This window comes from Mesorhizobium sp. BH1-1-4 (genome assembly GCF_020165665.1).
GTDB lineage: Bacteria > Pseudomonadota > Alphaproteobacteria > Rhizobiales > Rhizobiaceae > Mesorhizobium.
Genome location: NZ_JAIUIN010000020.1, coordinates 35188 through 61706, shown reverse-complemented (window position 1 = coordinate 61706; position 26519 = coordinate 35188). Strand labels below are relative to the sequence as shown.

Genomic DNA, 26519 nt, shown 5'->3' with positions numbered 1-26519 from the left:
GCGATGAGGACGGAACCGGTCCTGGTCGCATCCATACCCTGACAGCCTGCGACCAGAGAGGTCATCGCAACCACAACAATAGATAGCGCTTTCTTGCTTGGGCGAAATGCGCCCCTTGAATCGTTCACCATGTGTCCCCTGCCTTTGAGTATAAGCCAGGGCGCGTTGCGACGCCTGCGTCGCTTCACGCCGTTTCAGTGACCACTCGCACATCACAGATTAATATTAGACATCACTAATTATTAAATTTCATGAAAGCCGTATGGTGGTGGACCCATCGTCTCGTCATTCTGTCAGAGAGAAGTGAACGCGACCAATCGGCGGTCGGTGCGCAGGCAATTCCAGCCGAACTGCTCCGCGCTTTATAAGCGATTCGCAAGGTTCTTCACAGGGCCGGCGAAAGCAGCCCACCTGAATCCGACACGCAGGACATGTCGTCACCGATGGCATGTCGGGAGGGCGTCAACGGAGACAGGAACGGCGCTTTCCGTCATGCCGTCGACCAGTCTGGCCAGCCCTAGTTCTTGGCATCGATCAACTTACGGGCCTCTTCGAACTGCGCGGCCTTGGTATTACCGGGTTCGAATTTTCGGTATTCGTCTGAAGGATCCTCGGGCGTTCGCTTGAAACTGTACCATTCCCCATCCGGATCCTTGCGCTGCTCGATGGCTCCATCCTTGATTTGGTGACTGTAGCAGGTGCGCTTCGGTTTGCCCTTGTAGCTCTTGGACCGCCAAGCGAGTTCCGTGCACATCTTGCCGTCTTCGGTCACCAGCCATCTGCCTTCGGCGACAGAGGCTGAATCCTGCCCCGACGTCCAGGCCTCGAGGCGTCGATTGTCCTTTGCGAAATAGGCCGCTCCATTTTTCCATATCCATGTGCGATCGGTATACAGAAGCTGCAGCTCATAGGCAGTTGGAACAATGGCGGGGGTTGGAACAATAGCGCTGTCCGCCTTTGCAGGCGCGCTGTCTTTGGCGGCCGCAGCGTGGGTCGCTTCCGCGAAGGCGGCCTGACCGCAGAAGGCCAGCAAAAACAGGAACGGCGCGAAACCTGCGGACCGGCGACGTTCGATGCGTCGCAGACGGTCGACGCCATGCGGCGGCGATCTGGTCGGAGCTATCGGTACAATCGGCGTTGGCATGTCTGTGTGGTCCGGCAACGCTATCGGCGCGACAGCCTCGCAACTATTTAACAGCCGCGGAAGCCGCGATGTCAACTTTCGCGACGCCGGCTGTCGCCAAAATTAAGGATTGCGTCATATACTCCCTCACCTTTGACAATCGTGCGCAAAAGCAACATCGGCAGACGTCAGAGAGGACGCGGGTTTCAAATGGGCGACAACCCGGATTTGAATCAGGCCTCGGTTCAGCAATACCTGCAGCAGCCGATCGATCGGGACCCGGCTGTTCGCAATGACCTGACCCTCAACACGGCGATCTTGCTGGGGATCCTGTTAATCACGGTGCTGTTCCGGTTCCACAACATAACCTTGCCGCTGGTCGACGCCTTCAGCTGGCGCGAGACAAGCACGGCAATGATGGCCGACAATTTTCAACAACGCAGCTGGAATATCTTCTTCCCCGAGGTCAGCTGGACCGGGCCGGGGCCGAGTTATCAGGGCCGCGAGTTCCAGATCGTCAGCTATCTGACCGCCCTGCTCTACCAACTCTTCGGCTGGCACGACTGGTTTGGCCGCATGGTTGCGGCCTTCTTCGGTCTGGTGACGGTGTTTTCGCTGCACAGGTTGACGGCGCTATGCTGGGGCGAAACGCATGCCCACGCCGCGGCGCTCGCCTACGCGCTGATGCCGGCAGCGATCATGATCGACAGCTCGTTCCTGCCCGATCCGTCGATGCTGGCGCTGGTGACGACGGGCGTCTGGCTGTTCGCCAAATACTGGGCGGGCGGCAACCGACGGCTTTTGCCTTTCGCCGCCGTCAGCTTCACGCTTGGCGCGCTGGCAAAGCCGCCGGGCGTGGCGGCCGGCGCCGTCATCTTCTACCTCATGGTCTGCTGGATTGTGATGAAGAGGCGACGGCAGGCGATCGAGGTCTTCCTGTGGGGGCTTTTCAGCCTGGCCATCATCGGCGCCTATTTCAGCTGGGCCATCTATCTCGGCCGCAACTATCCACCCTATCACGTGGCGGGCTCCGGCTATATCTGGGATTCCGGATTGCGCACGTTCGTCCAGGATGGCTTCTACTTCAAATCCGTGTGGAACACCTCGGTCTGGTGGTTCTACGGCTATCCGTTCATGGCGCTGATCGCGGTCGGTTTCTGGATACCGCCTGGTCCGGCCGAAGACCCGACGCAACGCACCCTTTCGGCCATTCCCTATATTTGGCTGGGTGCGGCCGCGATCGTCTACCTGGCGGCGGCCCGCGAGATCACCAGCAATCCCTGGAACTTCCACATCTTCCATGTGCCGTTCGCGATGTTTTGCGGCCGCGGCGCGCTGCTTCTGGCCAGTTTTGCATCGGGCACGGTCCGGTCGCCGACGGTTGTGCTGCGCTCGATCTGCATCGTTGCCGTGATGCTCGTTTGGTCGACCTTCCCTCTCGTGAGGACAATGAAGGCGCCGGTCGCGATGAACGGCAAGCTGCTCGGCGAGGAGTTGGCCCGCCTGGCGCAACCGGGCGACCTGGTCGTCGCCATCGCCCCCGCGGTCGGCGATCCCGTCGCCGTCTACTACAGCAGGGCACGCGGCTGGGTGTTCCCGCCTGGCGGAGGCGATGTCGAATGGTCGAAATTCGTCGCGGACGACACCACCGCGATCGCCCAGCTCGAGGAGTTGCGCGCTCAAGGCGCGGATCTGTTCGGCACGACCAAGAACGCTGCCGACAAACAGGACCAGTTGTTCATCGAGCATCATGACGGCGTCGTCGACTATCTGGACAAGACCGGAACCAAGCTTGTGGATTCGGATGCCTTGCTGGTCTATAGGATCACCCGTCCATGAGAGCCGCGACAGCCGTGGCCTCGACGGAATGGTCCCGACGGTTCAGCGGCCCGCATCCGCCCCGCGGAAGGCCGGCAAGGCGGTGGGCCAGGCGAACCGACCCAGGATGACGCCTTGGATGTTTGCTCGCCACTATGCCGACGCTGGAACTCGGCGGTGAAAACCGGCGGAGAATTGGTTGAAAAGAGCAATCTCGATAATCGTGACGCTGGCCCTGCTGGCCTGGCTGGCCAGCGACTCGCGCTGGCGCATGGTCGGCGACGCCTTCGACCGCATCACGCCCGGCACGTTCGCGGTAGCGACGATCGCCTTTTTCGTCACCTATGTCTTGCGTGCGTTGCGCGTCTGCGATGAGTTTCGCGACGAGGTCAATGGCCGGTTCGGCGCCTGCCTGCGCGTCATTCTGATCCACAATGCGATGATCAACGTCGTTCCCTTCCGGGGCGGCGAGACGGCCTTTCCCCTGCTCCTGCGCCAGGTCTTCGGCGTGCCGATCATGCGCGCCAGCGCCTCGCTGCTGTGGTTCAGGCTGCAGGACGCTTTTGTCGTCGGCGTACTGGCCCTGGCGGTGTGGCCGGGCCTGCATGCGGCGATAAGGATTGCTGGCATCGCCGCGCTGATCGCTGCCGCCTGGTATCTGCCGCGCTGGGCGCGCGCGCCGCATGGCTGGGCCGGGCGCGGCAGGATCGTGGCGAAGCTCGGCCTGCTCCGCGACACCTTCACCGAGGCGACCGGACGCTCGCGCTACGGCTGGTGGTGGACGATCGCCAACTGGTCGCTGAAGCTCACCGTGCAGGGATGGCTGCTGGCCCTGATACTGGGAACATCCTTCACGACGGCCTTTCCAGGCGTCGTCGGGGCGGAGGGCGCCGCAATATTGCCGGTGCAAGGCGTCGCCGGCTTCGGCACTTACGAAGCGGGAGCGGCAGCGGCGCTGCTCACCTCCGGGATCGCGATGAAAAGCGGCCTGCAGGCGGCACTGGCCCTACACCTGTTCATCTTCTGCTCGGCTATCGCCACCGGCGCCATAGCCTGGCTGTTTCCCTCGAAATCGACGCTGCCGGGCAATCCGGCCGTCGGACCTGCTAGAAAGCCATCCCAATGAACATATTGCCCATCCCTGCTTCGGGACTGCCTGATGGCGTGGTGATGCCCGACCATACACTGTCCATTGTCGTGCCGATGTACAACGAGGCCGAAAACGTCGAGCCGCTGCTGATACGTATTCACCAGGCGATGGAACGCTACGAGCAGCCGTGGGAGGTCGTGCTGGTCGACGACGGCAGCACCGATGCGACGGTGAGCGAGATCAGGCGACTGGCGGCGCATTACGGCCCGCATGTGCATGCGGTCGAACTGGTGCGCAACTACAAGCAGACCGCGGCGATGCAGGCCGGCATCGACGCCGCGCGCGGCGACGTCATCGCCACGATCGACGGCGACCTGCAAAATGATCCCTTCGACATCCCGCGCATGGTCTACCGCCTGCTGAACGAGGATCTCGACCTGGTGGTGGGCTGGCGCAAGGATCGCCAGGAGGGGTTTTTTATGCGCCGGCTCCCCTCGCGCATCGCCAACGCCTTGATCGCGCGCGTCACCGGCGTGCGCCTCAAGGATTATGGCTGCAGCCTCAAGGTCTATCGCGGCAGCGTCATTCGCAGCGTCAAGCTCTATGGCGAGATGCACCGCTTCATCCCGGCATGGCTGGCTACCGTGACGACCCCCAGACGCATCGCGCAGGAGGTTGTGACGCATCATGCCCGCATCCACGGCCAGTCCAAATACGGCATTTCGCGGACCTTCAGGGTCGTGCTCGATCTGGTGTTCATGTATTTCTTCATGCGCTATCGCACACGGCCCGGACACTTCTTCGGTGGCATCGGCATCGCGCTTGGGGCGCTGGGTTCGCTCATACTTGTCTATCTGCTTTGCCTGAAGCTGTTCTTCGCCCAAGACATCGGAACACGTCCGATGCTGTTCACCGGCTTCTTCCTGCTGATCGCCGGGGTGCAGATGGTGACGTCGGGCGTGCTGGCGGAAATGCTGGCCCGCGTCTATCACGAAGCGAACGGATCGTCGGCCTATGTCGCGCGGCCGCGGCCGGCGCCCGGTGACAATGACGGCTGGCTTCGCCCGAGCCGATCTTCATGAGTTGATCGGAACGCGGTCAAGGGCAAGAGAGGCGCAACGCCGATGCGCCCACCTTTCTGAGTGGCAGCACCCGGTCAGGCTGCCGCCACTTCAGGTCTGATGTTCTAGCTAGAGCGGTTCAGCGTTTGATAGAATCGCCGAACCGCTCTAACTCTTTGTTTTTACGCAATTCCGGACGGAAAACCGTTACACACTTTTCCTGGAATTGCTCTAGTAGCGCGAACGGCAGCTGGCGCGCTGGCCGAAGCCGCTCGGACCGCAAATCCAGGGCGAATGACCCAGGAACGGACCACCGTTGCCCAGGTTGTAGGAAACCTTCACCGGTGCCAGCCTGCCGACCCGCTGCGGCCGCACGAAGGCCGCGTAGGCCTCCTCCCTGGTGCGCGTCACGACGCTCATCTGTGTGAGCGGTTTGCGGTAGAGAACCTTCGTCTTGACGTGACGGACGTTCCTGACGTGATGGGTCATTTTGCCGAACCCATGGTCGATGGTCCGCCCGTTAATCGAGCCGGTCCTGGTCGTATCCATGGTCTGGCAGCCGGACACCATCGAGACCAACACAATGGCAGCAACAGCACCGGCATATTTTCTGCCTTTGTTGGCCAGACTTTCCGTAACCTTGTTCATCGACGGCTCCCAACTTAAACATAACTCGGCTGCGTGCGGATGATATACTTTATAGTCGGCTTTTCCCGCACCTTTTGAATGACCATTTTCACTCAAGCCGTACCCGTATATTAGAATGAACTTATTAAAATTCGTGCAAACAGCATAATGAACACAGTCTTTCACTGTTCGCTCGGATGCGATGAAAATTCAGCTGATCGGACCGGGGCTTGGCCGGTCTTGGCTGGGGGAGCCTTGGCCGGGGGAGTCTTGCCATGTGATGCCCGGCAAAAGCTCCGCGCCGGTGGCAATAACTGCGACCGGCGCTCAGGCAGGCAGAGTCGGAGGGGCCGTTGCCGGTTTTACGGAACGCTCAGCGCGGCATTTCCCAACTTGGATCGAAGTAGAAGTTGCGGGTGCCTATTTTACCCATGCCGGCGCCTGACACCGGGAAAGCCATCCTGACGAGATGGACGGAGCCGGCACCCTGCTGCAGCCCGTAGATGCCCTCCAAGCCCCGGCCGTAGAAACCCGCCAGCGGAGCCGCCAATGCGACGCCGGCGAGCGAGGCCTGCAAGGCAAATTTGCCGATGCTCGGCCGCAGGGAAATCTTGTTCTCGGTGACGTGCTTGGCAATGATCACGACCGTCAGCAGGCCATATAGAACCGCATTGAAGGCGGCGAACCAATAAAAGCCCGTGGCGTTCTGCGGATTTTGTACAAGGAGAACGGGCAAGGACGCACCGATGGCAAGCACCACATAGGGGATGACGACACGAACCGGCAGGAGATGCTTCGGGCCGCTCCCCTTCGGCGTAACGCGAAAATCGACAAACGACCTGGTCAGATGGTCGCGGACGGCCGACAGGGTGCCCGCCAGCACCCATGGCCAGCGTGCGAAGAAATGAAACAGCATGCCCTCCCAGCTCAGGGCCTTGGCCGTTACCGGGCGTGAGAGCGCGAACGCCTTCAGCATCATCACCAGCACGATCGGCGTGATCGAACTCGGCGCGTAGTGGATAATGAAATCCAGATACATCACATTGGCGAAGTTCTGGCCGGAAACCAGCGCGTAGATCGGCATGAGATAGGTTGAGAGCGCGAGCAGTGCGAACAACGGGTACCAAAGCTGGCAGAAGAGGAACTGCAATCTCAATCGCAACCTCAGCCTGGAGAGATACATAGGCGAGTATTGGAGCAAGATGGTGGTCAGGCTCCTCGACCACTGGAATTCCTGCGTGACGAGATCGGCGAAAGTCTGCGGGCCGTCACCGTGCGCAATGGCGTCGATTGAATGCACACCGCGCCAGCCCGTCGCGTTGATCAGCATGGAGGTCGAGTGATCTTCGGCCAGTTCTGGGCCAAGCCCACCCGCCTGCTTCAACGCAGCGGTGCGCACGGCATAGTGCGAGCCAATGCACAGCGGCGCTCCGACGCTGGTGTAGCCGGATTGAAGGAGCCCGTGCAGCATTCCCTCCACGAACAGTCGGCCGCGGGCCGACCAACTCTCGGCGGCATTGTTGTCGCAAATGCTCGGTGCCGAGACGTAGCCGACCGCAGGATCGGCGAAGGGCGCCAACATTTCGCGCAGATAGGTCCGCGTCGGCACGTGGTCGGCATCCATCTGGGCGACGAAGTCGTAGCGTTCATAGCCGTAGTGATCATAAAAGAAGGCGAGATTGCCTTCCTTGCATCGAGTCCGGCGCGGCCACGTCATGCGATGATAGTCCTCCCGGCCTCGCCGCGTCGAAATCTGGACGTTTCGCGCCTTGCACCAAGCGATCGTCTCCTGCGAAGGGTCTTCGTCGGCAAGCCAAGTGTCGTGAGGATAATCCTGCGCAAGCATCGCCTCGAGCGTGCGCGCCACCACGGAAAACGGTTCGGATGGCGCTTTCGTCACCACCATCGCCACTCTGGAACCCGCAGCGACGGTATAAAATTGGGACGGCTTTTTCGACACAAGCACGAACAACAGGAAATACATCGGCATCAGCGTCAGCCAGGCCAGCACCATCGTCGCGAAGACGTATGGTCCGATGTATTCGACATGCTCGGGCCGTAGCCACCAGGACCAGAAGAAAACCAGGGTGACAAACCAGAAAGCCAGCGCCACTCTCAAAACCCATTGCTGAGTGGCCGACAGAACGGGGACCAGAAAAGGGCCCTTCCGCGCCGCCTTGGCCAGAGCCGCCCGAGACCGGCGTGTCGGCCTGGTCTTATCGCTGATGGTTGCTACGTCCGCGGAAACACTCATACGCACCGCCAGTCTGAGCGTCAGCCGAACGACGGCTGACAACCTTTTACCCGGCTTCCAGAATCCGCTCACGCTCAATTAGAGTCAACTAAATTAAGCCTTTCTTAACTACAGGTCTTGAGAACTGGTTAACCAACGCCTTGATCGCGGCACGAATTCCGCGGCCTTTTGGGGGCCACCAGATCCTCAAAGGGCGAGCCGAAAATTTTCCGTCGAGGACTTCACCGAGAGGGACTTGGGTCCCACGGATTGGCGAGGGGAAAGGGCAACGTTAACCATGTCGCGAGCGCCAAGGTTAACCGATCGTTAATTGTTCTTGACTCTTGGCCCCGTCCGGCTCTTAAATTAGCTAGGGATGATATATCGGAATGTTGACGCGAATTTGTGAGTATCGCGGCGAACTTTCTCTCTGAAGCTCCTCGGTGTTGGCGCCTTGAGAGATAATGGGTGGGCTCCTTAGATGGTTCGCGCACCCGCCTATGGTCGCTCCGAAATCCCGCAGATTCCGCCAATAGAGCCGATCGGTGTTGGATAGTCGTGTCGATCAGGCATCGATGCGCCGGGCGAGTCTTGGCTTCCGCGGGAAGTTGAGGCCATGGGAGATCAGGATGAAACACTCCGCAGCAAATGCACTTGTGATCACGTTGGCTTTGGGCGCAAGCGCCGCTTTCCCCACCGCGGGAGGCGCCGGCTCCGTTCCCGCGACGGATCCCGTTCAGACGAGCAGCGCCGCATCGGCATTCGGCTCCTACGATCCTTATGGCGATTTCACCAATGACAAGACCGCAAGCATCGAGGAACTGTTCCTGCCTTGGGAAGACGTCGATCTGTCGACGCTGCCACTGGCCGACGCCTACGCCCTGCAGCGCAACCGCTCGCTGTTGATCACGATCGAGCCGTGGACCTGGTCGAAGGACTGGCGCATCACCCCGCCCGAACTGCGTGACGGCATATTGGGCGGCAGGTATGATGCCAATATGCAGGCGATCTGCGGCCTGGTGGGGCAGATGAAAAGCCCGGTGACCATTCGCTGGGCGCAGGAAATGGAAGACAAGAACGGCCGCTTCACCTGGGCCAACTGGGCTCCCAAGGACTGGATCTCCGCTTACAAGCGCGAAGTCGATCTCTGCCGCAAGGCGGCCCCCGCGGCCAAATACATGTGGTCGCCCAAAGGCGAGGAAGGCCTGGAAAAATACTACCCTGGCGACGACTATATCGACGTGATCGGCCTGTCGGTGTTCGGCCTGCAGAAAAAGGACAATGACGAGGCCGGCCGCGACCGTACGTTCGAGGAGATGCTGAAGCCCGGGTATGACCGGGTCGCGGCTTTCAACAAGCCGATCGTGGTGGCGGAACTCGGCTATGTCGGCAAGCAGGACTATGTTTCGAAGTGGCAGGACGATTCACGCAAATCCTATGCGGAGTTCCCGGCGCTGACATCGGTTGTCTACTTCAACCAGAAGGAAGTCTGGCCGTGGCTGGGGGGCTATGGTCTGCCCGATTGGAGGGTGACCCAGCACGTCCTGCCGTAGACGCATCGTTACGATGCGTCCCGACACGAACGGGATGGATCTCCATCTTTCTTGTTTGATTGGCATCATGCCGGAGCGGTGTTTCGGCATGATGGTGAGGCGTGGCGTGAATCAGTCCGTGGAGTAGTTCCGTGAAACGAGTGCTGGGTAATTGTCTCGGAGCGGCATTCGCCTGCTCCGTTCTTCTTCTTGGCTTACAGGTCCCTGCGACAGCCAAGACTGCGGCCAAAATCGCCGAGCAGGCGCAAAAGGGCGTCGTGGTGCCCGACGAAGGCGTCTACCAGATCTATCGGAACCGTTCGTGGATGTGGGGCAATCACGGGGCCGCATACTTTGCCGTCAGCAAGCGGCAATTCAACGCCTGGTCGACGGAAAAGGGCCAGCCGAGCTATGGCGACGGGATATGGTTCATCCCCGGCGGCGGCAAGTTGTGCTACCGCGCGAAATGGCACGGCTCCTGGGGCGTGAAAGGCTCCATGACCTGCTTCGAGCATCGCCAGACCGGCAAGGCGATCTACAAGCGCAAATCGCCCGACGGCGAATGGTACGTTTTCAGGAGCCAGCATCGGAACCGGTCGGACGAGTCGTCGAAATTGAAGTACGGCGACTACGTCACCAGGAAACAGAACCGGATCAAGGCAAGGCTCTAGAACTGTCACCCGCAACAGTCGCCGGGCTGGAGATGTTCATCGTTTCAGGGAAACGCCGAACGGCTCCGGTCCTTCGCTCTTGCGCAATTCCCACGGAGAGCGCCACGCGCTTTTTCCCGGGATAGGCGCACACTTTTCCCGGAATAGCTCTACGCCTTGCGCTCCCACCGGCGGTCAGAGTTCTGCTGCCAGTAGGTCACCGCGTGGCCAGCGTCCTTCATCGTCTTCCAATGCGACCGGGCCATCTCGACCTGTGCCGCGTCATGGCCATCGAACAGGAACACCGCACGCTCGTAGCCGGCAAGGTCGGGCGGCGCCGCGCCGTCGACCAGGAACCTGATCTTGGCTTCGTTGGGATTGCCGTCACCCGTGGTCAACAGGATTGGCTGTTCGCCGGGATATGCCTCGCGATCGGTCGCATGCGCCAGGAAGGAATCATCGCGAAAGGTCCACAGATGCTGGTCGAGCGCGTCGCGCCGCTCTTCGGTGCCGGTCTGCACCACGGCGCGCCAGCCGCGATCGACGCTGCGCTCGAGCAGGCCCGGCAGCGCATCCTCCAGCGTCGATTCGGTCAGATGGTAGAACAGCACATCGGCCATGGATGAACGTCAGCCCTCGTAGTGATCACGCACCAGCCGGTCCAGCAGCCGAACGCCGAAACCCGAACCCCAGGACTGGTTGATCTCGTTCAACGGCGAGCCCATCGCGGTCCCGGCAATGTCGAGATGCGCCCAGGGCGTGTCCTTGACGAAGCGCTGCAGGAACTGCGCGGCGATGATGGCGCCGCCATAGCGGCCGCCAATGTTCTTCATGTCGGCGTTCTTGGAATCGATCAGCTTGTCGTATTCTGCGCCGAGCGGCATGCGCCAGAGCCGTTCCTGCGTTGACTGTCCGGCCGCGGTCAGCCTTTGTGCCAGCTCGTCATTGTTGGAGAACAGGCCGGCATAATGCAGGCCGAGCGCGACCATGACGGCGCCGGTCAGCGTTGCCAGGTTGACCATGAATTTAGGCTGGAAGCGATCGTTGCAGTACCACAGAGCATCGGCCAGAACGAGGCGCCCCTCCGCGTCGGTGTTGAGCACCTCGATGGTCTGTCCCGACATCGAGGTGACGATGTCGCCGGGACGCTGGGCATGACCGTCGACCGCGTTTTCGACAAGGCCGATGATGCCGACGACATTGGCCTTGGCCTTGCGCGCGGCGAGCGCGTGCATCAACCCGGTCACGGCGGCGGCGCCGCCCATGTCGCCCTTCATGTCCTCCATGCCCGACGCCGGCTTGATCGAATTGCCGCCGGTGTCGAACGTGACGCCTTTGCCGACGAAGGCGACCGGACTGTCCTTGGCCTTGCCGCCATTCCATTGCATGACCGCCATGCGGGCGCCTCGGGGCGAGCCTTGCGCGACGCCGAGCAGCGAGCCCATGCCGAGCTTCTTCATCTCCTTCTCTGTCAGGATCTCGACCTTGACGCCGAGCGCCTCGAGTTCCTTGGCGCGGGCGGCGAATTCGACGGGTCCCAGCACGTTTGCCGGTTCGTTGACGAGATCGCGCGCCAGAAGCACGCCGTCGACCACCGCCTCGACTTCGGCGAAAGCCTTTTTCGCACCTGCCGGGTCGGCGGTATGGATGGTCACCTTGACCGGCTTTTTCGGTTCGGCTTTGCCGCCCCCCTGGCCATCGTCCTTATCCTTCCTGGTCTTGTACTTGTCGAAGGAATAGCCGCGCAGAAGAATGCCCGCCGCGAGGTTCGCGGCGTCCTTGCCATCGGGCGAGGCGCCGGCCAGATCGAGGACCACGGCCACGTCGGTGGCCTTGCGCAGCGATGCCGCGATGGTGCCGCCGAGCTTCAGCCAGGCATATTCGTCGAGCCCCGACACCTTGCCGGTGCCAACCGCGACCAATCTATCGAGCGATGTTGCTTCCGGGGCCAGGATTTCGACAATGCCAGCGAATTTGCCGGTAAACTCGGCGACCGGGAAAGCGCGATCCAGCGTCTTGCCCGGATCGTAAGCCCTGGCGGCATCGCTCAAGCCGCCCTCATCCGCCGACAGCACGAAGACCGTGCCCTTCCTGCTCGCCGCCGTCTGGGGCGCGGCGAATTTTGCAAAGGCGATCGATGGTCTCGGATTCATCATGTCCTGCTTTCGGAGAGTGCGCGATGATGCGCGAAGCGGTTTGAAGCGATCCGCGACATTTGGTCGTTTTCCGGCATTTGGCAAGACTTTGCCAAAATGGCTACCCATATGAGACATGGAATCGATGGCGATTCGTCGCGGAACGGCTCCGCTTCATGCCGCAACCTGTTGTTAACCATCGATGTTCGTCCTTTCTTATCCATTGCCGCCGACACTCCGACCTGCTGCGGCACGCGACGTGGGACGGGAACCTAATCGCCTGCCTGATGGAGCCCAACGGAGCCAGTTGTGCGGGCGTCGCCGGACAGCTACCCTTGACGTGGTGGCATGATGCCGTTCGAGAAAATCGAGTAAAGCCTTCATGAAGGTCGTTGAACGCTACATCATGCGCCGCGCTTTCGTGGTCTTCCTGGCGGCGCTGGTCTGGACGCTGGCCATCGTGTGGACGACGCAGGTGCTGGCCAAGATCAATCTGGTCACCGACAGCGGCCAGTCGGCTTTGACCTTCTTCGAGGTCGCCTCGCTCATTCTCCCCTCCATCATTCCGATCGTCGTGCCCTTCGCGCTGGTGGTGGCGGTCGCCCAGACACTGAGTGTGATGAATTCGGATTCGGAACTCGCGGTGGTCAATGCATCGGGTGCCTCGCGCTGGACCATTGTGCGGCCGATCATGCTGCTGGCGCTTGCCGCCAGCGTCTTTTCGTTCGCCGTGGACAACGGCATCGACCCCTATGCGCGACAGAAGAACCGCGCCCTGGTGGCGGAGTCGCGCGCCGACCTTTTGTCGCTGATCATCCAGGAAGGTACCTTCCGGAAAATAGAGGACGGACTGTTCCTGCAGATTGGCGAGCGGCTGCCCGACAACCGGCTGGGTGGCATCTTCGTCGCCGATTCGCGCGAAGAGGGCGTCAATCTGGTCTATTACGCCAAAAACGGCAGCATCATCGAGCGCGGCGGCGAAAAGGTCCTGATGATGAATGACGGCGTCATTCATCGCAAAACGCTGACGGGCGACCTCAGTGTCATCCGGTTCACGTCCTATGCCTTCGACATGTCGGCCTTCATGTCGGCGGCCAACCAGGTGACGCTCCTGCCGAAGGACCAGACAACCCAATACCTGCTCAATCCGAGCCCCAACGACAAGTACTATCAACAAAGTCCCCAGGAGTACCGGGCCGAGATCGACCAGCGGTTTTCGGAATGGACATACTCCATGGTGTTCGCGCTGATCGCACTCGCGGTGGCGGGAGACGCGCGTTCGCATCGCGAGGCGCGCGTCAATCCGCTGATCACGGCCATCGCGATATCGCTGTTCGTGCGCTGGCTGGGCTTCTTCGCCGCGAGCAAGGCCGACGAGGTTCCGCAATATTCCTATGTGGTCTATGGCGTGCCGATCGTCGCGTCCGCGGTGGCGATCTGGTTCATCATGTCGAACCGGACCATGGAACTGCCGGTTGCCTGGGCGGACTGGATGACCAACCTGGCCAGCCGCGTCGGTGAAAGCTGGAACGCCCTCAAGTTGCGTCTATCCAGGCGCGGCACCTCGGGCCAGGGGGTCGGCTGATGGGCTGGACGCTGGGCCGCTATTTCTTCTTCCGCTACGTGGCGATCACGATCTGGTTCTTCCTGGGCCTTCTGGCGCTGGTATTCCTGATCGATTTCACCGAACTGTCCGGCCGCACCACCGGCCTGCCGGGGTTCACCTATGGCACGGCGATGGCCATTTCGGGCCTTCGAATGCCCATGATCATGCTGCAGACGGTGCCGTTTGTCGGCTTGTTCTCGGCAATGGCGACGCTGGTTTCGCTCAACCGACGTTACGAACTTGTCATCGCGCGGTCCGCGGGGGTTTCCGCCTGGCAGTTCCTCTTGCCATGCTGCATCGGCGCACTGCTGTTCGGCGCCGTGTCGGTCGGAATCATCAACCCGCTCGCCGCGCACGCCTTCTCCTTGTCCGAACAGATCGAGACCCAGCTGCGCTCCGGCAAATCCAACACGGTTTCGGCCGATGCCGCGCCCTGGATTCGCCAGAAGACCAGCTCCGGCGACACGATCATCGGCGCGCGGGCCATCCTCGACCAGGGGCTGGAGATGGCCGACGCCGTCTTTTTCATCCTCGACCAGCAAGGCAATATCGTCGAGCGCAAGGATGCGGCGCGCGCTTACCTGCGCGACGGCTATTGGGAATTGCAGGATGTGAAGACCTTCAGAAACGGCACCATCCAGCCCATGGCGAGCGATCGCGTGCCGACCAACCTGAAGCCGGAATTCGTGCAGGAGCGGTTGGCGCGCCCTGAGACAATTCCTTTCTACGACCTACCCGGAAAAATCGAGGTTGCCCGTTCCTTCGGCCTCAAGGCAAATGCCTTTGCCATGCAGTTTGATTCGCTGGTGGCGTTGCCATTCCTGCTCGTCGCCATGACGCTGATTGCGGCAACAGTTTCAATGCGATTTGCGCGGATGGGGCAGTCGGGAACGATGATTCTGGGTGGCGTCGTTGCCGGCTTTCTGCTTTATGTCGTTTCGGTGCTGGTGAAGGCATTCGGCGTGGCGGGGTTCGTGCCGACCGCCATAGCCGCCTGGGTGCCGGTCGTGGTAGCTATGTTCTTCGGGGTGACTTTCCTGCTATACAAGGAAGACGGCTAGTGAGGGAGGCGTTTTTGCCCAGCAACAGGCAGGCCCGTTTGGCGCGCCTCTATGCGGCGAGCGCCTTGGCTTGCCTGGTCGCCTGCGGCGTCTCGTTGCCAGCCTTCGCGCAGGAGGTCGGCCAGTTGGCGACCACGGTTCCGTCCGGCTCGCAGATGCTGCTGGCCGCCGACACGCTGGAGTACAACAACGATAACCAGACCGTGACCGCCGTCGGCGGCGTGCAGATCGACTATGGCGGCAACCGCCTCGTCGCCCAGAAGGTCGTCTACAACCGCAACACCAAGCGGATGGTTGCCAGCGGCAACGTCGAAATCGTCAACAGCGACGGCACCAAGATCAATTCGCAGCACATCGACATCACCGACGATTTCGCCGACGGTTTCGTCAACGCGCTACGCGTGGAAACTGTCGACAAGGCCTATTTCGCCGCCGAAAGCGCCGAACGCATGGGCGGCGTGCTGACCACCTTCCATAATGGCGTCTACACCGCCTGCGAACCTTGCGAGGACAAGCCTGACAAGGCGCCGACATGGCGGGTCAAGGCCAGGAAGATCATCTGGAACGGTGAGAAGAAGACGGTTCGCTTCGAGAATGCGAATTTCGAGTTCTTCGGCTTTCCGCTCGCCTACCTGCCGGCGTTCGAGATCGCCGACCCGACGGTGAAACGCAAGAGCGGCTTCCTGATCCCGAGCATCGGCTACAACAGCCATCTGGGGTACAGCGTCAAGGTTCCCTATTATTTCGCCCTTTCGCCGACATATGACCTGACGGTGACGGGCAGCGGCTACACCAAGCAAGGCTTCCTCGGCGAAGCCGAATGGCGCCAGCGCTTCAACAATGGCGAATACACTTTCAAGATCGCCGGCATTCAGCAGCAGGATCCGGACGCCTTCATCGACAGCGGCGCATTCCCCTCGACCGCTGGCCACAATATCGATTCCGGCGCGGTGGGCGATCCGAACAAGTTCCGCGGCATGATGGGCACGCAAGGGCAGTTCGCGATCAACGAACGCTGGAATTTCGGCTGGGACGTGTTGCTGCAGACCGACAAGAACTTCTCGAATACCTACAACATCGCCAAGTACAATTCATACGTCCACCAGTCCTCGGTCTATCTGACCGGTCTCAACGACCGTAATTATTTCGACGTGCGCGCCATGCATTTCGAAGTCCAGGAAGATGCGCCCAACGACAATCCCGCGGCGCGAAGCGGCCAGCAGCCCTGGGTGCTGCCCTCGCTCGACTATGCCTATATCCCCGACACGTCGGTTGCCGGCGGCCAGTTGTCGCTCAACGTCAATACACGCGTCATCCGCCGCGAAGATCTCGACGAGGCTTTCAACACGCCATACGACTCTTCCACGCTTGCGCAGCGCGTGCGCGGTATCGAAGGCGAGTCCGGCCGCCTCACCGCCGAGGCCGAGTGGAAACGGAGCTTCGTCACCGATGACGGGCTGGTTTTGACACCGCTGCTGGCATTCCAGGGCGATGTCGACTACGTCCGCGCTTCATCGAATTCGCTCGCTGCCATTCAGGAGATGGCCGCCAACCCTGTGATAAATACCAACGAAGACATGCGCTCGTCCTTTGCCCGCTACATGGCGACCGCCGGGCTGGAGATGAGCTGGCCGCTGCTGTTTTCCATGGCCAGCGGATCGAGCCATGTTTTCGAGCCGATGGCGCAGGTGTTCCTGCGTCCGAACGAACAATATGTCGGCGGCCTCTCCGTTCCGAACGAAGACGCGCAGAGCATGGTCTTCGACGCGACCACGCTGTTCGAACGCGACAAGTTCTCCGGTTATGACCGCATCGAGGGCGGCTCGCGCGCCAATGTCGGCATGCGTTATTCCGGCTCCTACATCAATGGCTGGGGCACCAATGCGATCTTCGGCCAATCCTATCAGATCGGCGGCGAAAACTCCTTCGCGGCACCCGATCTGGTCAATGTCGGCGCAAATTCAGGCCTGGAGACCACCAAGTCCGACTATGTCGGCCTGTTTGGGATCACCAGCCCGAATGGATTCGCTGCCTCGGTCAGCGGTCGGTTCGACGAACAGAGCTTCGAGGTCCGCCGCGCCGAGCTGAAAGCCGCCTATTCCGGCCTGCCGGTGTCGTTGAGCGCCAAATATGCCTTCATCCAGGCCCAGCCGCTCTATGGCTTCACGACCGACCGTCACGAGGTCACGCTCGGCGCATCGACGCATCTCGCCGAGAACTGGCGCGTGTTCGGGACAGGAACCTACGATTTGCAGGAGAGCCTGCTGGTCAAGGACGGTGTAGGCTTCGCCTACAACGATTCCTGCTTCACCTATCTGATGACGTACTCGCAGTCGCGTGACCTCAACACCAGGGAAGTGACGCAGAGCATCGGCTTCAACCTGTCGTTCCGCACCCTCGGCGACTTCGGTTCGTCGAGCAACGGAGTCGACACCATCCAATAAGCGGCGACATCGTTTTGCCGCATAGGGCTGGCACGGATTCGCGCATCCGGAAGGGGACGGAGTCGGGCGGAGCCGGGATAGAATTGGGATGCCAAGGATGAGGAAATACCTCTTTTCAGCAGGGTTCGCGTTGCTTGTGGCGGCGACATCCGTGTCGATGACCGTCATGACGCCGCCGGCTTTCGCCAGCGAGATCAAATACGTCGTCAACGACATACCGGTCACCAGTGGTGATATCGCCCATCGTGCCGCCTTCCTGAAGCTGCAGCGCAAGAAGGGCGATGCCGCCCAGGAAATGATCGACCAGACGCTGCGCCTCGCCGAGGCCAAGCGGCTTGGCATCCGCATTAGCGATGCCCAGGTCGAGGCCGCCTATCAGCGCTTTGCCACCAACAACAAGATGCAGCTCGGCCAGCTCGACGGCGTCATGGAAAAATCCGGCGTCGGCAAGGATCATTTCAAGGAATTCATTCGCGCCCAGATGGCATGGAACCAGGCGCTCAGCGCGCGTTACCGTTCCGGCGAAGGTGGCAGCGTGACCGAACAGGACGCGGTCAGGCGCATGCTCGACAAGGGCGGCGCCAAGCCGAGTGCCATGGAATACATGCTGCAGCAGGTCATCTTCGTCGTGCCGGCGGCCGAACGCAGCGCGACGCTGGCCAAACGCAAGCGCGAGGCCGACGCCATGCGCGCCCGCTTCAACGGCTGCAATACGACGCGCGAATTCGCCAAGGGCCTGATCGACGTCACCGTTCGTGATCTCGGCCGGGTTCTGGCGCCGCAATTGCCGCCTGACTGGGCCGAGCAGATCAAGGCGACCAAGGTCGGTGGCGCCACCGTCACGCGCGAGACCGAACGCGGCGTCGAATTCATCGGCATCTGCTCGTCGCGCGAAGTGTCCGACGACAAGACCGCCCAGATGGTGTTCCAGAGCGAAGGCTCCAGCGACAAGGCCGCCGACGACCTCAGCAAGAAATATGTCGATGAGCTGAAGGCGAAAGCCCGCATCGTCAAGCGCTGACGTGAGGAGCGCGATGACCGCGCTGGCGTTGAGCGTCGGCGATCCATCCGGTATCGGCCCTGAAATAGCCATTGCCGCCTTTCTGGCGCGACAGGCCATTGGCTTGCCCGCCTTCTACCTGCTGGCCGACCCGGCCGTGATCGCCTCGCGGGCGCGTCATCTCGGTATTTCGCTGGCTATCCAGGAGGTGACCCCGGCGCAGGCGACAGAGGCCTTTGGCAGCGCCTTGCCGATCGTTCCCCTGACGGCGCGCTTCATCGATAGCCCCGGCCGGCCCGACCCAGCCAATGCAGCCGGCACCCTCGAGGCCATCGACCGCGCGGTCGCGGCCTGCCTTACCGGCGAGGCCGCGGCCGTGGTGACCTGTCCGATTGCCAAGAAACCGCTTTATGATGCCGGCTTCCGCTTCCCCGGTCATACCGAATATCTGGCGCATCTGGCTGCCCGGCACGGCGGCGTCGAGGCGATGCCGGTGATGATGCTGGCAGGGCCTGAGCTGCGCACGGTTCCCGTCACCATCCACATCGCGCTCGCCGAGGTGCCGAAGGCCCTGACGACGGAATTGATCGTCGCGACCGCACGCATCACCGCGGCCGACCTTGCCGGCCGCTTCGGCATCGCCAGGCCACGCCTCGCCATTGCCGGCCTCAATCCACATGCCGGCGAAGGTGGCTCCATGGGCCTGGAAGACGAGCGTATCGTGCGGCCGGCGGTCGACATCCTGCGCGCTGAAGGCATCGATGCTTTCGGCCCCCTGTCCGCCGACACGCTGTTCCACGCCCGGGCGCGGGCAGGCTACGACGCCGCATTGTGCATGTATCACGACCAGGCCCTGATCCCGGCCAAAACGCTGGCCTTCGACGAGGCGGTCAACGTCACGCTGGGCCTGCCCTTCATCCGCACCTCGCCCGACCATGGCACCGCCTTCGACATCGCCGGCAAGGGCGTGGCGCGACCAGACAGCCTGATCGCGGCACTGAAGCTTGCCAGAAAGCTCGCTGACGTCGACGCAAAGGCCGTCGCCGCATGAGCGCTTCCGCTTCCGGTCCTCGCGCATGAGCTTCGATGGGCTGCCGCCGCTGCGGGACGTCATCGAGCGCCACGGGCTGCAGGCGAAAAAGGCGCTCGGCCAGAACTTCCTGCTTGATCTCAATTTGACAGGCAAGATCGCACGCAGCGCCGGCGACCTGACGAATGCCACGGTAATTGAAGTCGGGCCCGGGCCTGGAGGGTTGACGAGGGCGCTGCTGTCCAACGGCGCCCGCCGGGTCGTCGCCATCGAGCGCGACGAACGCTGCCTGGCGGCGCTTGCCGAAGTCTCCGCTCATTACCCCGACCGGCTGCAGGTGATTTCAGGAGACGCGCTGAAGACCGACTTCGCCGCCCTCGCCTCGGAGGCTGCTGGAGACGGTGGCAAGGTCCGGATCGTGGCCAATCTGCCCTACAACATCGGCACGGAACTGCTGGTCCGATGGCTGACGGTCGTGGACTGGCCGCCCTTCTACGCCTCGATGACGCTGATGTTTCAGCGTGAGGTCGCCCAGCGGATCGTGGCGGCACCCGGCAGCGATGCCTATGGCAGGCTCGGCGTGCTCGCCGGCTGGCGCACGCAGGCCAGGATCGCCTTCGACGTACCGCCCCAGGCTTTCACGCCGCCACCCAAGGTCACCTCTTCGGTGGTACATCTGGAGCCGCGCGCGACACCCCTGCCCGCCGATGTGAGGAAACTAGGCCGGGTGACGGAAGCCGCCTTCGGCCAGCGCCGAAAGATGCTGCGGCAGAGCGTGAAAAGCCTCGGCGGCGAGGCCTTGCTCGAACGAGCGGAAATCGATCCGACGCGACGCGCCGAAACACTCAGCGTCGAGGAGTTCGTACGGCTGACCAATGCGGTGTAACTTCTCTCCGTTTACGGTGAGAGGATGGCGGCAGGCGGCACGAACCAACGAAGGAACGGCGCCGCCCCTCATCCGGCCCTTCGGGCCACCTTCTGCCCGTGAACGGGGAGAAGGAAGGAGAGGCGCTTACGCCGTCTTCTCGTCCAGCAATCCCGAGACGAAGTCGAAGAGACCGGGCCGGCGGTCGCGCCGCAGCCGCTCGGCCACGACGATGCCGCGCACCTCGGCGAAGGCACGGTCGAGATCGTCATTGACGATGACGAAGTCATATTCCTTCCAGTGCTCGATCTCGTTGCGGGCGTTCTTGAGCCGCGTCTCGATCACCGCTTCCTGGTCCTCGGCGCGGCGCTTCAGCCGTGCCTTCAATTCCTTCATCGATGGCGGTAGGATGAAGATCGAGACGATGTCGGCGCGCATCTTCTCCTTGAGCTGCTGAGCGCCCTGCCAGTCGATGTCGAACAGCATGTCGCGGCCTTGCGCCAGCGCCAGTTCAGCCGGCTCGCGCGGTGTCGCGTAGCAATTGCCGTGCACCTGCGCCCATTCGAGCAGCGCGTCGGAATCGCGCAGCCGCTCGAAGTCGCGCATCGTGCGGAAGTGATAATGGACGCCCTCGATCTCCGAACCGCGTCGCGGCCTCGTGGTGACCGAGACCGAGAGTTCGAGGCTGGAGTCGCTTTCCAGAAGATTGCGCGCGATCGTCGACTTGCCGGCACCCGAGGGCGACGACAGGACGAGCATCAACCCCCGGCGGCGGATGCGGGATCCCAAATCCCTGGCAACCATCGGTTCCTTGGCAACCATCGGCTACTCCAGATTCTGGACCTGTTCACGAAACTGGTCGACCACGGCCTTCAATTCCAGCCCGATCGCCGTGACGGCCGCGGCATTCGACTTGGAACACAGCGTATTTGATTCGCGGTTAAATTCCTGTGCCAGAAAATCAAGCTTGCGGCCGACGGCGCCGCCGCCCTGAAGCAAGGCCCGGCCAGACGCGACATGCGTTTTCAGCCGGTCGATCTCTTCGCGAATATCGGCCTTGGTGGCGAGGAACGCCGCCTCCATGTGCAGCCGGCTCGCATCCAGATTGGCGGATGCATCCATCAGCAGCCTGACCTGCTCGGCGATGCGTTCGCGGATCGCCGCCGCATCGCGTGACGGGTCCGCTTCCGCGCGCAGGGTCAGTGTCTCGATGGTGTCGATATGACCGGACAAGAGCAAGGAAAGTGCCGCGCCTTCTCCTTGCCGAGCCTGTTCCAGTCCGCTCAGCGCCACATCGAGCGCGGCCATGATGGCGGTGTCGAGCGCGGCTCGCGCCTCTTCGGTTTCGACGGTTTCGGGAACGTCGAGCACGCCACGCAGCGACAGCAACCCGTCAGCCGTCGCGGGCGCGGCGCCGAACTGTTCCTGCAACCGCTTGGCCAGACCGGCGAGGTCTTTCAGAAAAGCCTCGTTGACGACAGGTTGCGCCTGCGCGCCGGCCGCGCGGCCGATGGTCAGCGTCGCCTGGAAATTGCCGCGGGCGAAACGCTTCTGCAGCGTTTGCCTGACCACGGGCTCCAACCGCTCGAACCCCTGAGGCAGCCGCAGCCGCACCTCGACGCTCTTGCCATTGACGGATTTGACTTCCCAGGCGATCGAGGTGCCGTCATGCTCGGCGACGGCCCGCGCGAAACCCGTCATGCTCTGCAAATTCATGTCGCCCGCACATTCCTGGCGCCTCACCCCGACACCGGTTTTCCGGAGGGGCTAGCGCGGCTTAAAATGACCACGCCGCGAATGCGTCGAAATCGGACGCCTGGCGTTCTTTCAAATGTCAGGCCGCCGCCTTTCAGGCAACGCCTTTCTTCACTTATTGAGCCGCGCCCGCATCACCGCCGGCGTCGCCGTCGGCGCCATCGTCGGCGGGCTTGTCGGCGGCAGGCTTGTCGGTGCCGCCGCTGGTGCCGGCGGCAGCGGCGGCCTTGGCTGCGTCATCGGCCTGCTTCTTCTGCAGCGCCCGATAGCGGGCGACGTTCTCATTGTGCTCGTCCAGGGTCGCGGCGAAGACGTGACCGCCCGTGCCGTCGGCGACGAAATAGAGATCGTCGGTCTTCGATGGATTGGCCACGGCCTCGAGGGCCGCGCGGCCCGGATTGGCGATGGGCGTCGGCGGCAAGCCGCTGATCACATAGGTGTTGTAGGGCGTCTGCTTCTGGATGTCGGACTGGTAGATCGGACGGTCCGCCGGTTTGCCCTTGCCGCCAAACAGACCGTAAATGATGGTCGGATCGGACTGCAGGCGCATGCCCTTGGCCAATCGGTTCAGGAAGACGGCGGCCACGCGCGAGCGTTCATCACCCTTGCCGGTTTCCTTCTCGACGATCGAGGCCAGGGTGACAAAGTCCTCGACGCTGGCCAGGGGCAGATCCGGCGCGCGCCTCTGCCACACCTCATCGACCAGTTTCTTCTGATCGGCGAGCAGCTTGTCGACCATCTGCTGACGCGTCGCGCCACGCGTGAAACGAAGCGTATCGGTGGCAAGGCTGCCCTCCGGAGGCGTCTTCGCCGGCATTTCGCCACTCAGGGCGGGTTCTTCGGCGATGCGCTGCAAGGCCTGCTCGACCGTTAGTCCCTCCGGAATGGTCAGCGAATACATCACCGACTTGCCACTCTTCAGGAGTTCCATGATGTCGCGCATGGAGGCTTTGGGCTTGATCTCGTATTCACCGGCCTTGAGCGCGGAATCGTTGCCGAAGGCACGGACGCCGAGGCGGAAAATGCGGGCGTCGCTGATCAGTCCGCGGCGCTCGAGCTGGTCGGCGATGTCCTGCACGCCGGTGTTGGGCTTGACGAGGAAGGTGTCGCCATTGGCCGAGGGGCCGGGTTCGGTGAATTCCTGCTTGCCGAAATAGACGGCCACGCCCGCCGCAAGAACCATCAGCATCACCGACGAGATGACGAAGTTCATGAACACGACGATCTGGCTACGCGAGGCGCGCGACCGTTTCGGCGGCGGCGTTCCAACCTCCGGCCGCAACGCCTCACTCGCTGTCTTCGGCACGATCGGCCCGGTATTCGCCGTCCCTTGCCCGAATTCTCCGTTGCCCGCCGGATTTGTATTCATTTCGCCCTACCGTTCGATCTCTCAACGAATCCCCCGCGGCAGAGTAGGGGCGAATATGGCAAAATTGACGACACGCCAAAGCATCGCCCGGCAGCCGGATTTTCAGCCATCATACCGCTGGAAGACGAGCGAAGCGTTGGTGCCGCCGAAGCCGAAGGAATTCGACAGCGCCACGTCGATCTGGCGCGCGCGTGGCTTGTTAGGGACCAGGTCGATCGCGGTTTCGCGCTCGGGATTGTCGAGGTTGATGGTAGCCGGTGCGATATTGTCCCGGATGGCGAGGATCGAAAAGATCGCTTCGGCCGCGCCCGCCGCGCCCAGCAAATGGCCGATCGACGACTTGGTCGACGACATCGAGATCTTCGACGCCGCATTGCCGACCAGCCGCTCGACGGCACCGAGTTCGATCGTATCGGCCATGGTCGAGGTGCCATGCGCATTGATGTAGTCGACATCGGCCGGCGTAAGCTTTGCCCGGTTCAACGCGGCCGTCATGCAACGGAAAGCGCCGTCGCCGTCCTCGGCGGGGGCGGTGATGTGATAGGCATCGCCGGTGAGACCGTAGCCGGTCACCTCGGCGTAAATCTTCGCACCGCGTGCCTTGGCATGCTCCAATTCCTCGAGCACCACCACGCCGGCGCCCTCGCCCATGACGAAGCCGTCGCGGTCGCGGTCGTAGGGCCGCGAGGCTGTTTGCGGGGTGTCGTTGCGCTCGGTCGAGAGCGCCCGGCAGGCGGCGAAGCCCGCCAGCGAAAGCCGGGTCACCGGCGATTCCGCGCCACCGGCCAGCATTACGTCGGCATCGCCAAAGATGATCAGCCGGGCGGCGTCGCCAATGGCGTGCGCGCCGGTCGAACAGGCGGTGACGACGGCGTGGTTGGGGCCTTTCAGCCCATGCCGGATCGACACCTGGCCGGAGACCAGATTGATGATGTTTCCGGGAATGAAGAACGGGCTGATGCGGCGCGGGCCGCGTTCCTTGAGGATGATCGCGTTCTCGGCAATGCCCTCGAGGCCGCCGATGCCGGAGCCGATCAGCACACCGGTGGCACAACGCTCATCCTCGGTCGAAGGCTGCCAGCCGGAATCCTTCAGCGCTTCATCGGCGGCCGCGATCCCGTACAGGATGAAGTCGCCGATCTTGCGAAGTTCCTTCGGCTCGAGAATGGCTTCGGGATTGAGCGTGCCGTTGGAACCGTCGCCACGCGGAATGACGTGGGCGATCTTGCAGGCAAGATCGTCCACCTCGAACTCGGTGACGCGCTTGGCGGCGCTGCGACCAGTCAGCAGTTCCTTCCAGCCGTGCTCGAAGCCCATGCCGAACGGCGAAACCAGGCCAAGGCCCGTGACGACGACACGCCTCATCGCAGGTCCTCCCCGGTAGTGACTGCGGAAAGCGTCAGGCGGAAGCCTTGTCGATGTACTTCACGGCATCGCCGACCGTCAGGATGGTCTCGGCCGCGTCATCGGGAATCTCGACGCCGAATTCTTCTTCGAACGCCATGACGAGTTCAACCGTGTCGAGGCTGTCAGCGCCCAGATCATCGATGAAGCTCGCCTGCTCCGTCACTTTGTCGGCATCGACGCCCAGGTGCTCGATGACGATCTTCTTGACGCGCTCTGCGGTGTCACTCATTTGGGGCATCCTCGTCTTTTGTTTGTCTGTCTTCGTTAGCGGGCGGAATGCCGCTAATCAAGCTGAAAGATGGTCCTGCCGGAAACGCAACGGCCACGAACCGGTTTTTGCCCGAACCGCCGGGTTGCGGGCCGCATTACACGAAAAATAGCTGAGGTCCAAGCCGAAATGGTGGGTTTTCACAGCGCCGCGGTGTTGCCCCCGGAGCCTCGCTCAGATCATCGCCATACCGCCATTCACGTGAATGGTCTGCCCCGTCACATAGGCGGCCTCGTTCGAAGCCAGGTAGGCAACGGCGGACGCCACTTCGGCACTGGTGCCCATGCGCTTGGTGGGGATCGCCGCCATGATCGCCTCTTTCTGCTTGTCGTTGAGCTTGTCGGTCATGGCCGATTCGATGAAGCCCGGAGCGACGCAGTTGACGGTGATGTTGCGGGTGGCGATCTCCTGCGCCAGCGATTTGGAAAAGCCGATCATGCCCGCCTTGGAAGCGCAGTAATTCGCTTGGCCGGGATTGCCGGTCACGCCGACCACCGAGGTGATGTTGATGATGCGGCCATGGCGGCGACGCATCATCGGATGGGTCAGTTCACGGGTCAGCCGGAAAGCGGCGGTGAGATTGACCTCCAGCACGCTATCCCAGTCGGCGTCCGACATGCGCACGAACAGGCCGTCCTTGGTGATGCCGGCATTGTTGACGAGGATGTCGACGCCCTCGAGATCGGCCTCCGCCTTCTGGCCGAGCGCCTTGACCTCGTCGCGGTCGGACAAATTGGCCGGGAACAGCTTGACCCGGTCGCCCAGTTCGGCGGCCAGCGTCTCCAGTTTCTCGACCCGCGTGCCGTGCAAGCCGACGATCGCGCCCTGCGCATGCAGCACCCTGGCGATCGCCTCGCCGATGCCCCCCGACGCGCCGGTAACGAGTGCCTTGCGGCCGGTCAGTTCGAACATGTCCTATCCTCTTCTCAAATCGTGCGGCGGATTGGTCCGCTCATCTGTAGACGTCGCCGCGATGACTGACCTACCGTTACCACCAGAATGACGACCCGCTGGTCCTGCACATCGCAGATAACCCGGTAATCCCCAACCCGATATCTCCAAAAAGTAGCCAGCGGACCCTTCAGCGGTTTGCCTGCCTCACGTGGATTGTCGAGCACCGCGATGCGGTTTTCTATGAAGTCTCGAATGCGATGACGCGTTTGCGGATCCAGTTTTTCGACAAATTTTCGCGCCGAACGAGCGTATTCAAGCGTCCAGGCCACGCCAGAAATCCTCGCCGGTCACTACATCTTCTTCACCGCGCTTGATCCGCTCCAGCACTTCGGCGGCGAGATAGTAGTCCTCCATCTCCTCGATACCACGTTCAATGAGTTCGCGCAGATAGTAGGCCTTGCTGCGGCCGGTTCTGGCCGCAAGAAAGTCCAGACGCTCCTCAATCTCGGGAGCCAGTCGTATCGATGTCGGCATGGCGGCAGCTCCATGAA

At 62.0% G+C, this 26519-nt stretch carries 24 protein-coding genes; 11 read left to right on the top strand and 13 right to left on the bottom strand.

Annotation, left to right across the window (positions count from 1 at the left end; all coding sequences use genetic code 11):
• Nucleotides 1-517 precede the first annotated feature (517 nt).
• Nucleotides 518-1144, bottom strand: a complete 627-nt coding sequence (locus LB569_RS25355; protein ID WP_224694523.1) for a DUF995 domain-containing protein — start codon at nucleotides 1142-1144, stop codon at nucleotides 518-520.
• A 189-nt stretch (nucleotides 1145-1333) separates the two neighbouring features.
• On the opposite strand from LB569_RS25355, the gene LB569_RS25350 reads away from it, so the two are divergent.
• From LB569_RS25350 to LB569_RS25340, 3 genes are all read left to right on the top strand, one after another.
• Complete coding sequence (locus tag LB569_RS25350; RefSeq protein WP_224694522.1) at nucleotides 1334-2962, top strand: ArnT family glycosyltransferase; 1629 nt, start codon at nucleotides 1334-1336, stop codon at nucleotides 2960-2962.
• 178 nt (nucleotides 2963-3140) lie between these two features.
• Complete coding sequence (locus LB569_RS25345; protein WP_224694521.1) at nucleotides 3141-4067, top strand: lysylphosphatidylglycerol synthase domain-containing protein; 927 nt, start codon at nucleotides 3141-3143, stop codon at nucleotides 4065-4067.
• The gene (locus LB569_RS25340; RefSeq protein ID WP_411970254.1) at nucleotides 4064-5113 is read left to right on the top strand and encodes a glycosyltransferase family 2 protein; all 1050 of its coding nucleotides are present in this window, start codon (nucleotides 4064-4066) and stop codon (nucleotides 5111-5113) included. The genes LB569_RS25345 and LB569_RS25340 overlap by 4 nt, the downstream gene beginning before the upstream one ends.
• 210 nt (nucleotides 5114-5323) lie before the next feature.
• Here LB569_RS25340 and LB569_RS25335 read toward each other — a convergent pair whose 3' ends face one another.
• A complete protein-coding gene (locus tag LB569_RS25335) occupies nucleotides 5324-5740 on the bottom strand; it encodes a hypothetical protein (protein WP_224694520.1) in 417 nt (138 codons plus the stop codon).
• Between the two features lie 352 nt (nucleotides 5741-6092).
• A complete protein-coding gene (locus LB569_RS25330) occupies nucleotides 6093-7973 on the bottom strand; it encodes a glycosyltransferase (protein ID WP_224694519.1) in 1881 nt (626 codons plus the stop codon).
• 608 nt (nucleotides 7974-8581) lie between these two features.
• Between LB569_RS25330 and LB569_RS25325 the strand changes: the two genes are divergently transcribed.
• Nucleotides 8582-9505, top strand: coding sequence for a glycoside hydrolase family 26 protein (locus tag LB569_RS25325; protein ID WP_224694518.1), 924 nt, complete (start codon nucleotides 8582-8584; stop codon nucleotides 9503-9505).
• A 131-nt stretch (nucleotides 9506-9636) separates the two neighbouring features.
• On the top strand, nucleotides 9637-10155 hold the full coding sequence (locus tag LB569_RS25320; RefSeq protein WP_224694517.1) for a DUF995 domain-containing protein: 519 nt from the start codon (nucleotides 9637-9639) through the stop codon (nucleotides 10153-10155).
• A gap of 149 nt (nucleotides 10156-10304) precedes the next feature.
• Here LB569_RS25320 and LB569_RS25315 read toward each other — a convergent pair whose 3' ends face one another.
• On the bottom strand, nucleotides 10305-10754 hold the full coding sequence (locus tag LB569_RS25315) for a DNA polymerase III subunit chi (protein ID WP_224694516.1): 450 nt from the start codon (nucleotides 10752-10754) through the stop codon (nucleotides 10305-10307).
• Nucleotides 10755-10763: 9 nt separating this feature from the next.
• The gene (locus LB569_RS25310) at nucleotides 10764-12287 is read right to left on the bottom strand and encodes a leucyl aminopeptidase (protein ID WP_224694559.1); all 1524 of its coding nucleotides are present in this window, start codon (nucleotides 12285-12287) and stop codon (nucleotides 10764-10766) included.
• A 364-nt stretch (nucleotides 12288-12651) separates the two neighbouring features.
• Here LB569_RS25310 and lptF point away from each other — a divergent pair, with 364 nt between their 5' ends.
• From lptF to rsmA, 6 genes are all read left to right on the top strand, one after another.
• Entirely contained in the window at nucleotides 12652-13854 is a 1203-nt protein-coding gene (gene lptF, locus LB569_RS25305) for an LPS export ABC transporter permease LptF (protein WP_140710530.1), read from the top strand.
• Nucleotides 13851-14936, top strand: a complete 1086-nt coding sequence (lptG, locus tag LB569_RS25300; RefSeq protein ID WP_224694558.1) for an LPS export ABC transporter permease LptG — start codon at nucleotides 13851-13853, stop codon at nucleotides 14934-14936. Before lptF ends, lptG begins: the two co-directional genes overlap by 4 nt.
• Nucleotides 14936-17380: an LPS-assembly protein LptD gene (locus LB569_RS25295; RefSeq protein WP_224694515.1), complete on the top strand. Its 2445-nt coding sequence runs from the start codon at nucleotides 14936-14938 to the stop codon at nucleotides 17378-17380. The genes lptG and LB569_RS25295 overlap by 1 nt, the downstream gene beginning before the upstream one ends.
• An 88-nt stretch (nucleotides 17381-17468) precedes the next feature.
• A complete protein-coding gene (locus tag LB569_RS25290; RefSeq protein ID WP_181173871.1) occupies nucleotides 17469-18401 on the top strand; it encodes a peptidylprolyl isomerase in 933 nt (310 codons plus the stop codon).
• Nucleotides 18402-18414: 13 nt separating this feature from the next.
• The gene (gene pdxA / locus LB569_RS25285; RefSeq protein ID WP_224694514.1) at nucleotides 18415-19431 is read left to right on the top strand and encodes a 4-hydroxythreonine-4-phosphate dehydrogenase PdxA; all 1017 of its coding nucleotides are present in this window, start codon (nucleotides 18415-18417) and stop codon (nucleotides 19429-19431) included.
• A 25-nt stretch (nucleotides 19432-19456) separates the two neighbouring features.
• A complete protein-coding gene (rsmA, locus tag LB569_RS25280) occupies nucleotides 19457-20296 on the top strand; it encodes a 16S rRNA (adenine(1518)-N(6)/adenine(1519)-N(6))-dimethyltransferase RsmA (protein WP_224694557.1) in 840 nt (279 codons plus the stop codon).
• 126 nt (nucleotides 20297-20422) lie between these two features.
• Here rsmA and gmk read toward each other — a convergent pair whose 3' ends face one another.
• The 8 genes from gmk to LB569_RS25240 all read right to left on the bottom strand — a co-directional run bounded on the left by gmk (nucleotide 20423) and on the right by LB569_RS25240 (nucleotide 26502).
• Complete coding sequence (gene gmk / locus LB569_RS25275) at nucleotides 20423-21079, bottom strand: guanylate kinase (protein WP_140710542.1); 657 nt, start codon at nucleotides 21077-21079, stop codon at nucleotides 20423-20425.
• A gap of 21 nt (nucleotides 21080-21100) precedes the next feature.
• Nucleotides 21101-21991 (bottom strand): YicC/YloC family endoribonuclease, encoded by an 891-nt coding sequence (locus LB569_RS25270; protein WP_224694513.1) that lies wholly within the window; start codon nucleotides 21989-21991, stop codon nucleotides 21101-21103.
• Nucleotides 21992-22145: 154 nt separating this feature from the next.
• Complete coding sequence (gene mltG, locus LB569_RS25265) at nucleotides 22146-23399, bottom strand: endolytic transglycosylase MltG (protein ID WP_224541025.1); 1254 nt, start codon at nucleotides 23397-23399, stop codon at nucleotides 22146-22148.
• A 102-nt stretch (nucleotides 23400-23501) separates the two neighbouring features.
• On the bottom strand, nucleotides 23502-24764 hold the full coding sequence (gene fabF / locus LB569_RS25260) for a beta-ketoacyl-ACP synthase II (protein WP_140710516.1): 1263 nt from the start codon (nucleotides 24762-24764) through the stop codon (nucleotides 23502-23504).
• Between the two features lie 34 nt (nucleotides 24765-24798).
• Complete coding sequence (locus LB569_RS25255; RefSeq protein WP_006203723.1) at nucleotides 24799-25035, bottom strand: acyl carrier protein; 237 nt, start codon at nucleotides 25033-25035, stop codon at nucleotides 24799-24801.
• Nucleotides 25036-25248: 213 nt separating this feature from the next.
• Entirely contained in the window at nucleotides 25249-25986 is a 738-nt protein-coding gene (gene fabG / locus LB569_RS25250; RefSeq protein WP_140710514.1) for a 3-oxoacyl-[acyl-carrier-protein] reductase, read from the bottom strand.
• Between the two features lie 14 nt (nucleotides 25987-26000).
• Nucleotides 26001-26297, bottom strand: a complete 297-nt coding sequence (locus LB569_RS25245; RefSeq protein WP_140710512.1) for a type II toxin-antitoxin system RelE family toxin — start codon at nucleotides 26295-26297, stop codon at nucleotides 26001-26003.
• The gene (locus LB569_RS25240) at nucleotides 26281-26502 is read right to left on the bottom strand and encodes a ribbon-helix-helix protein, CopG family (protein WP_140710510.1); all 222 of its coding nucleotides are present in this window, start codon (nucleotides 26500-26502) and stop codon (nucleotides 26281-26283) included. The genes LB569_RS25245 and LB569_RS25240 overlap by 17 nt, the downstream gene beginning before the upstream one ends.
• Nucleotides 26503-26519 lie beyond the last annotated feature (17 nt).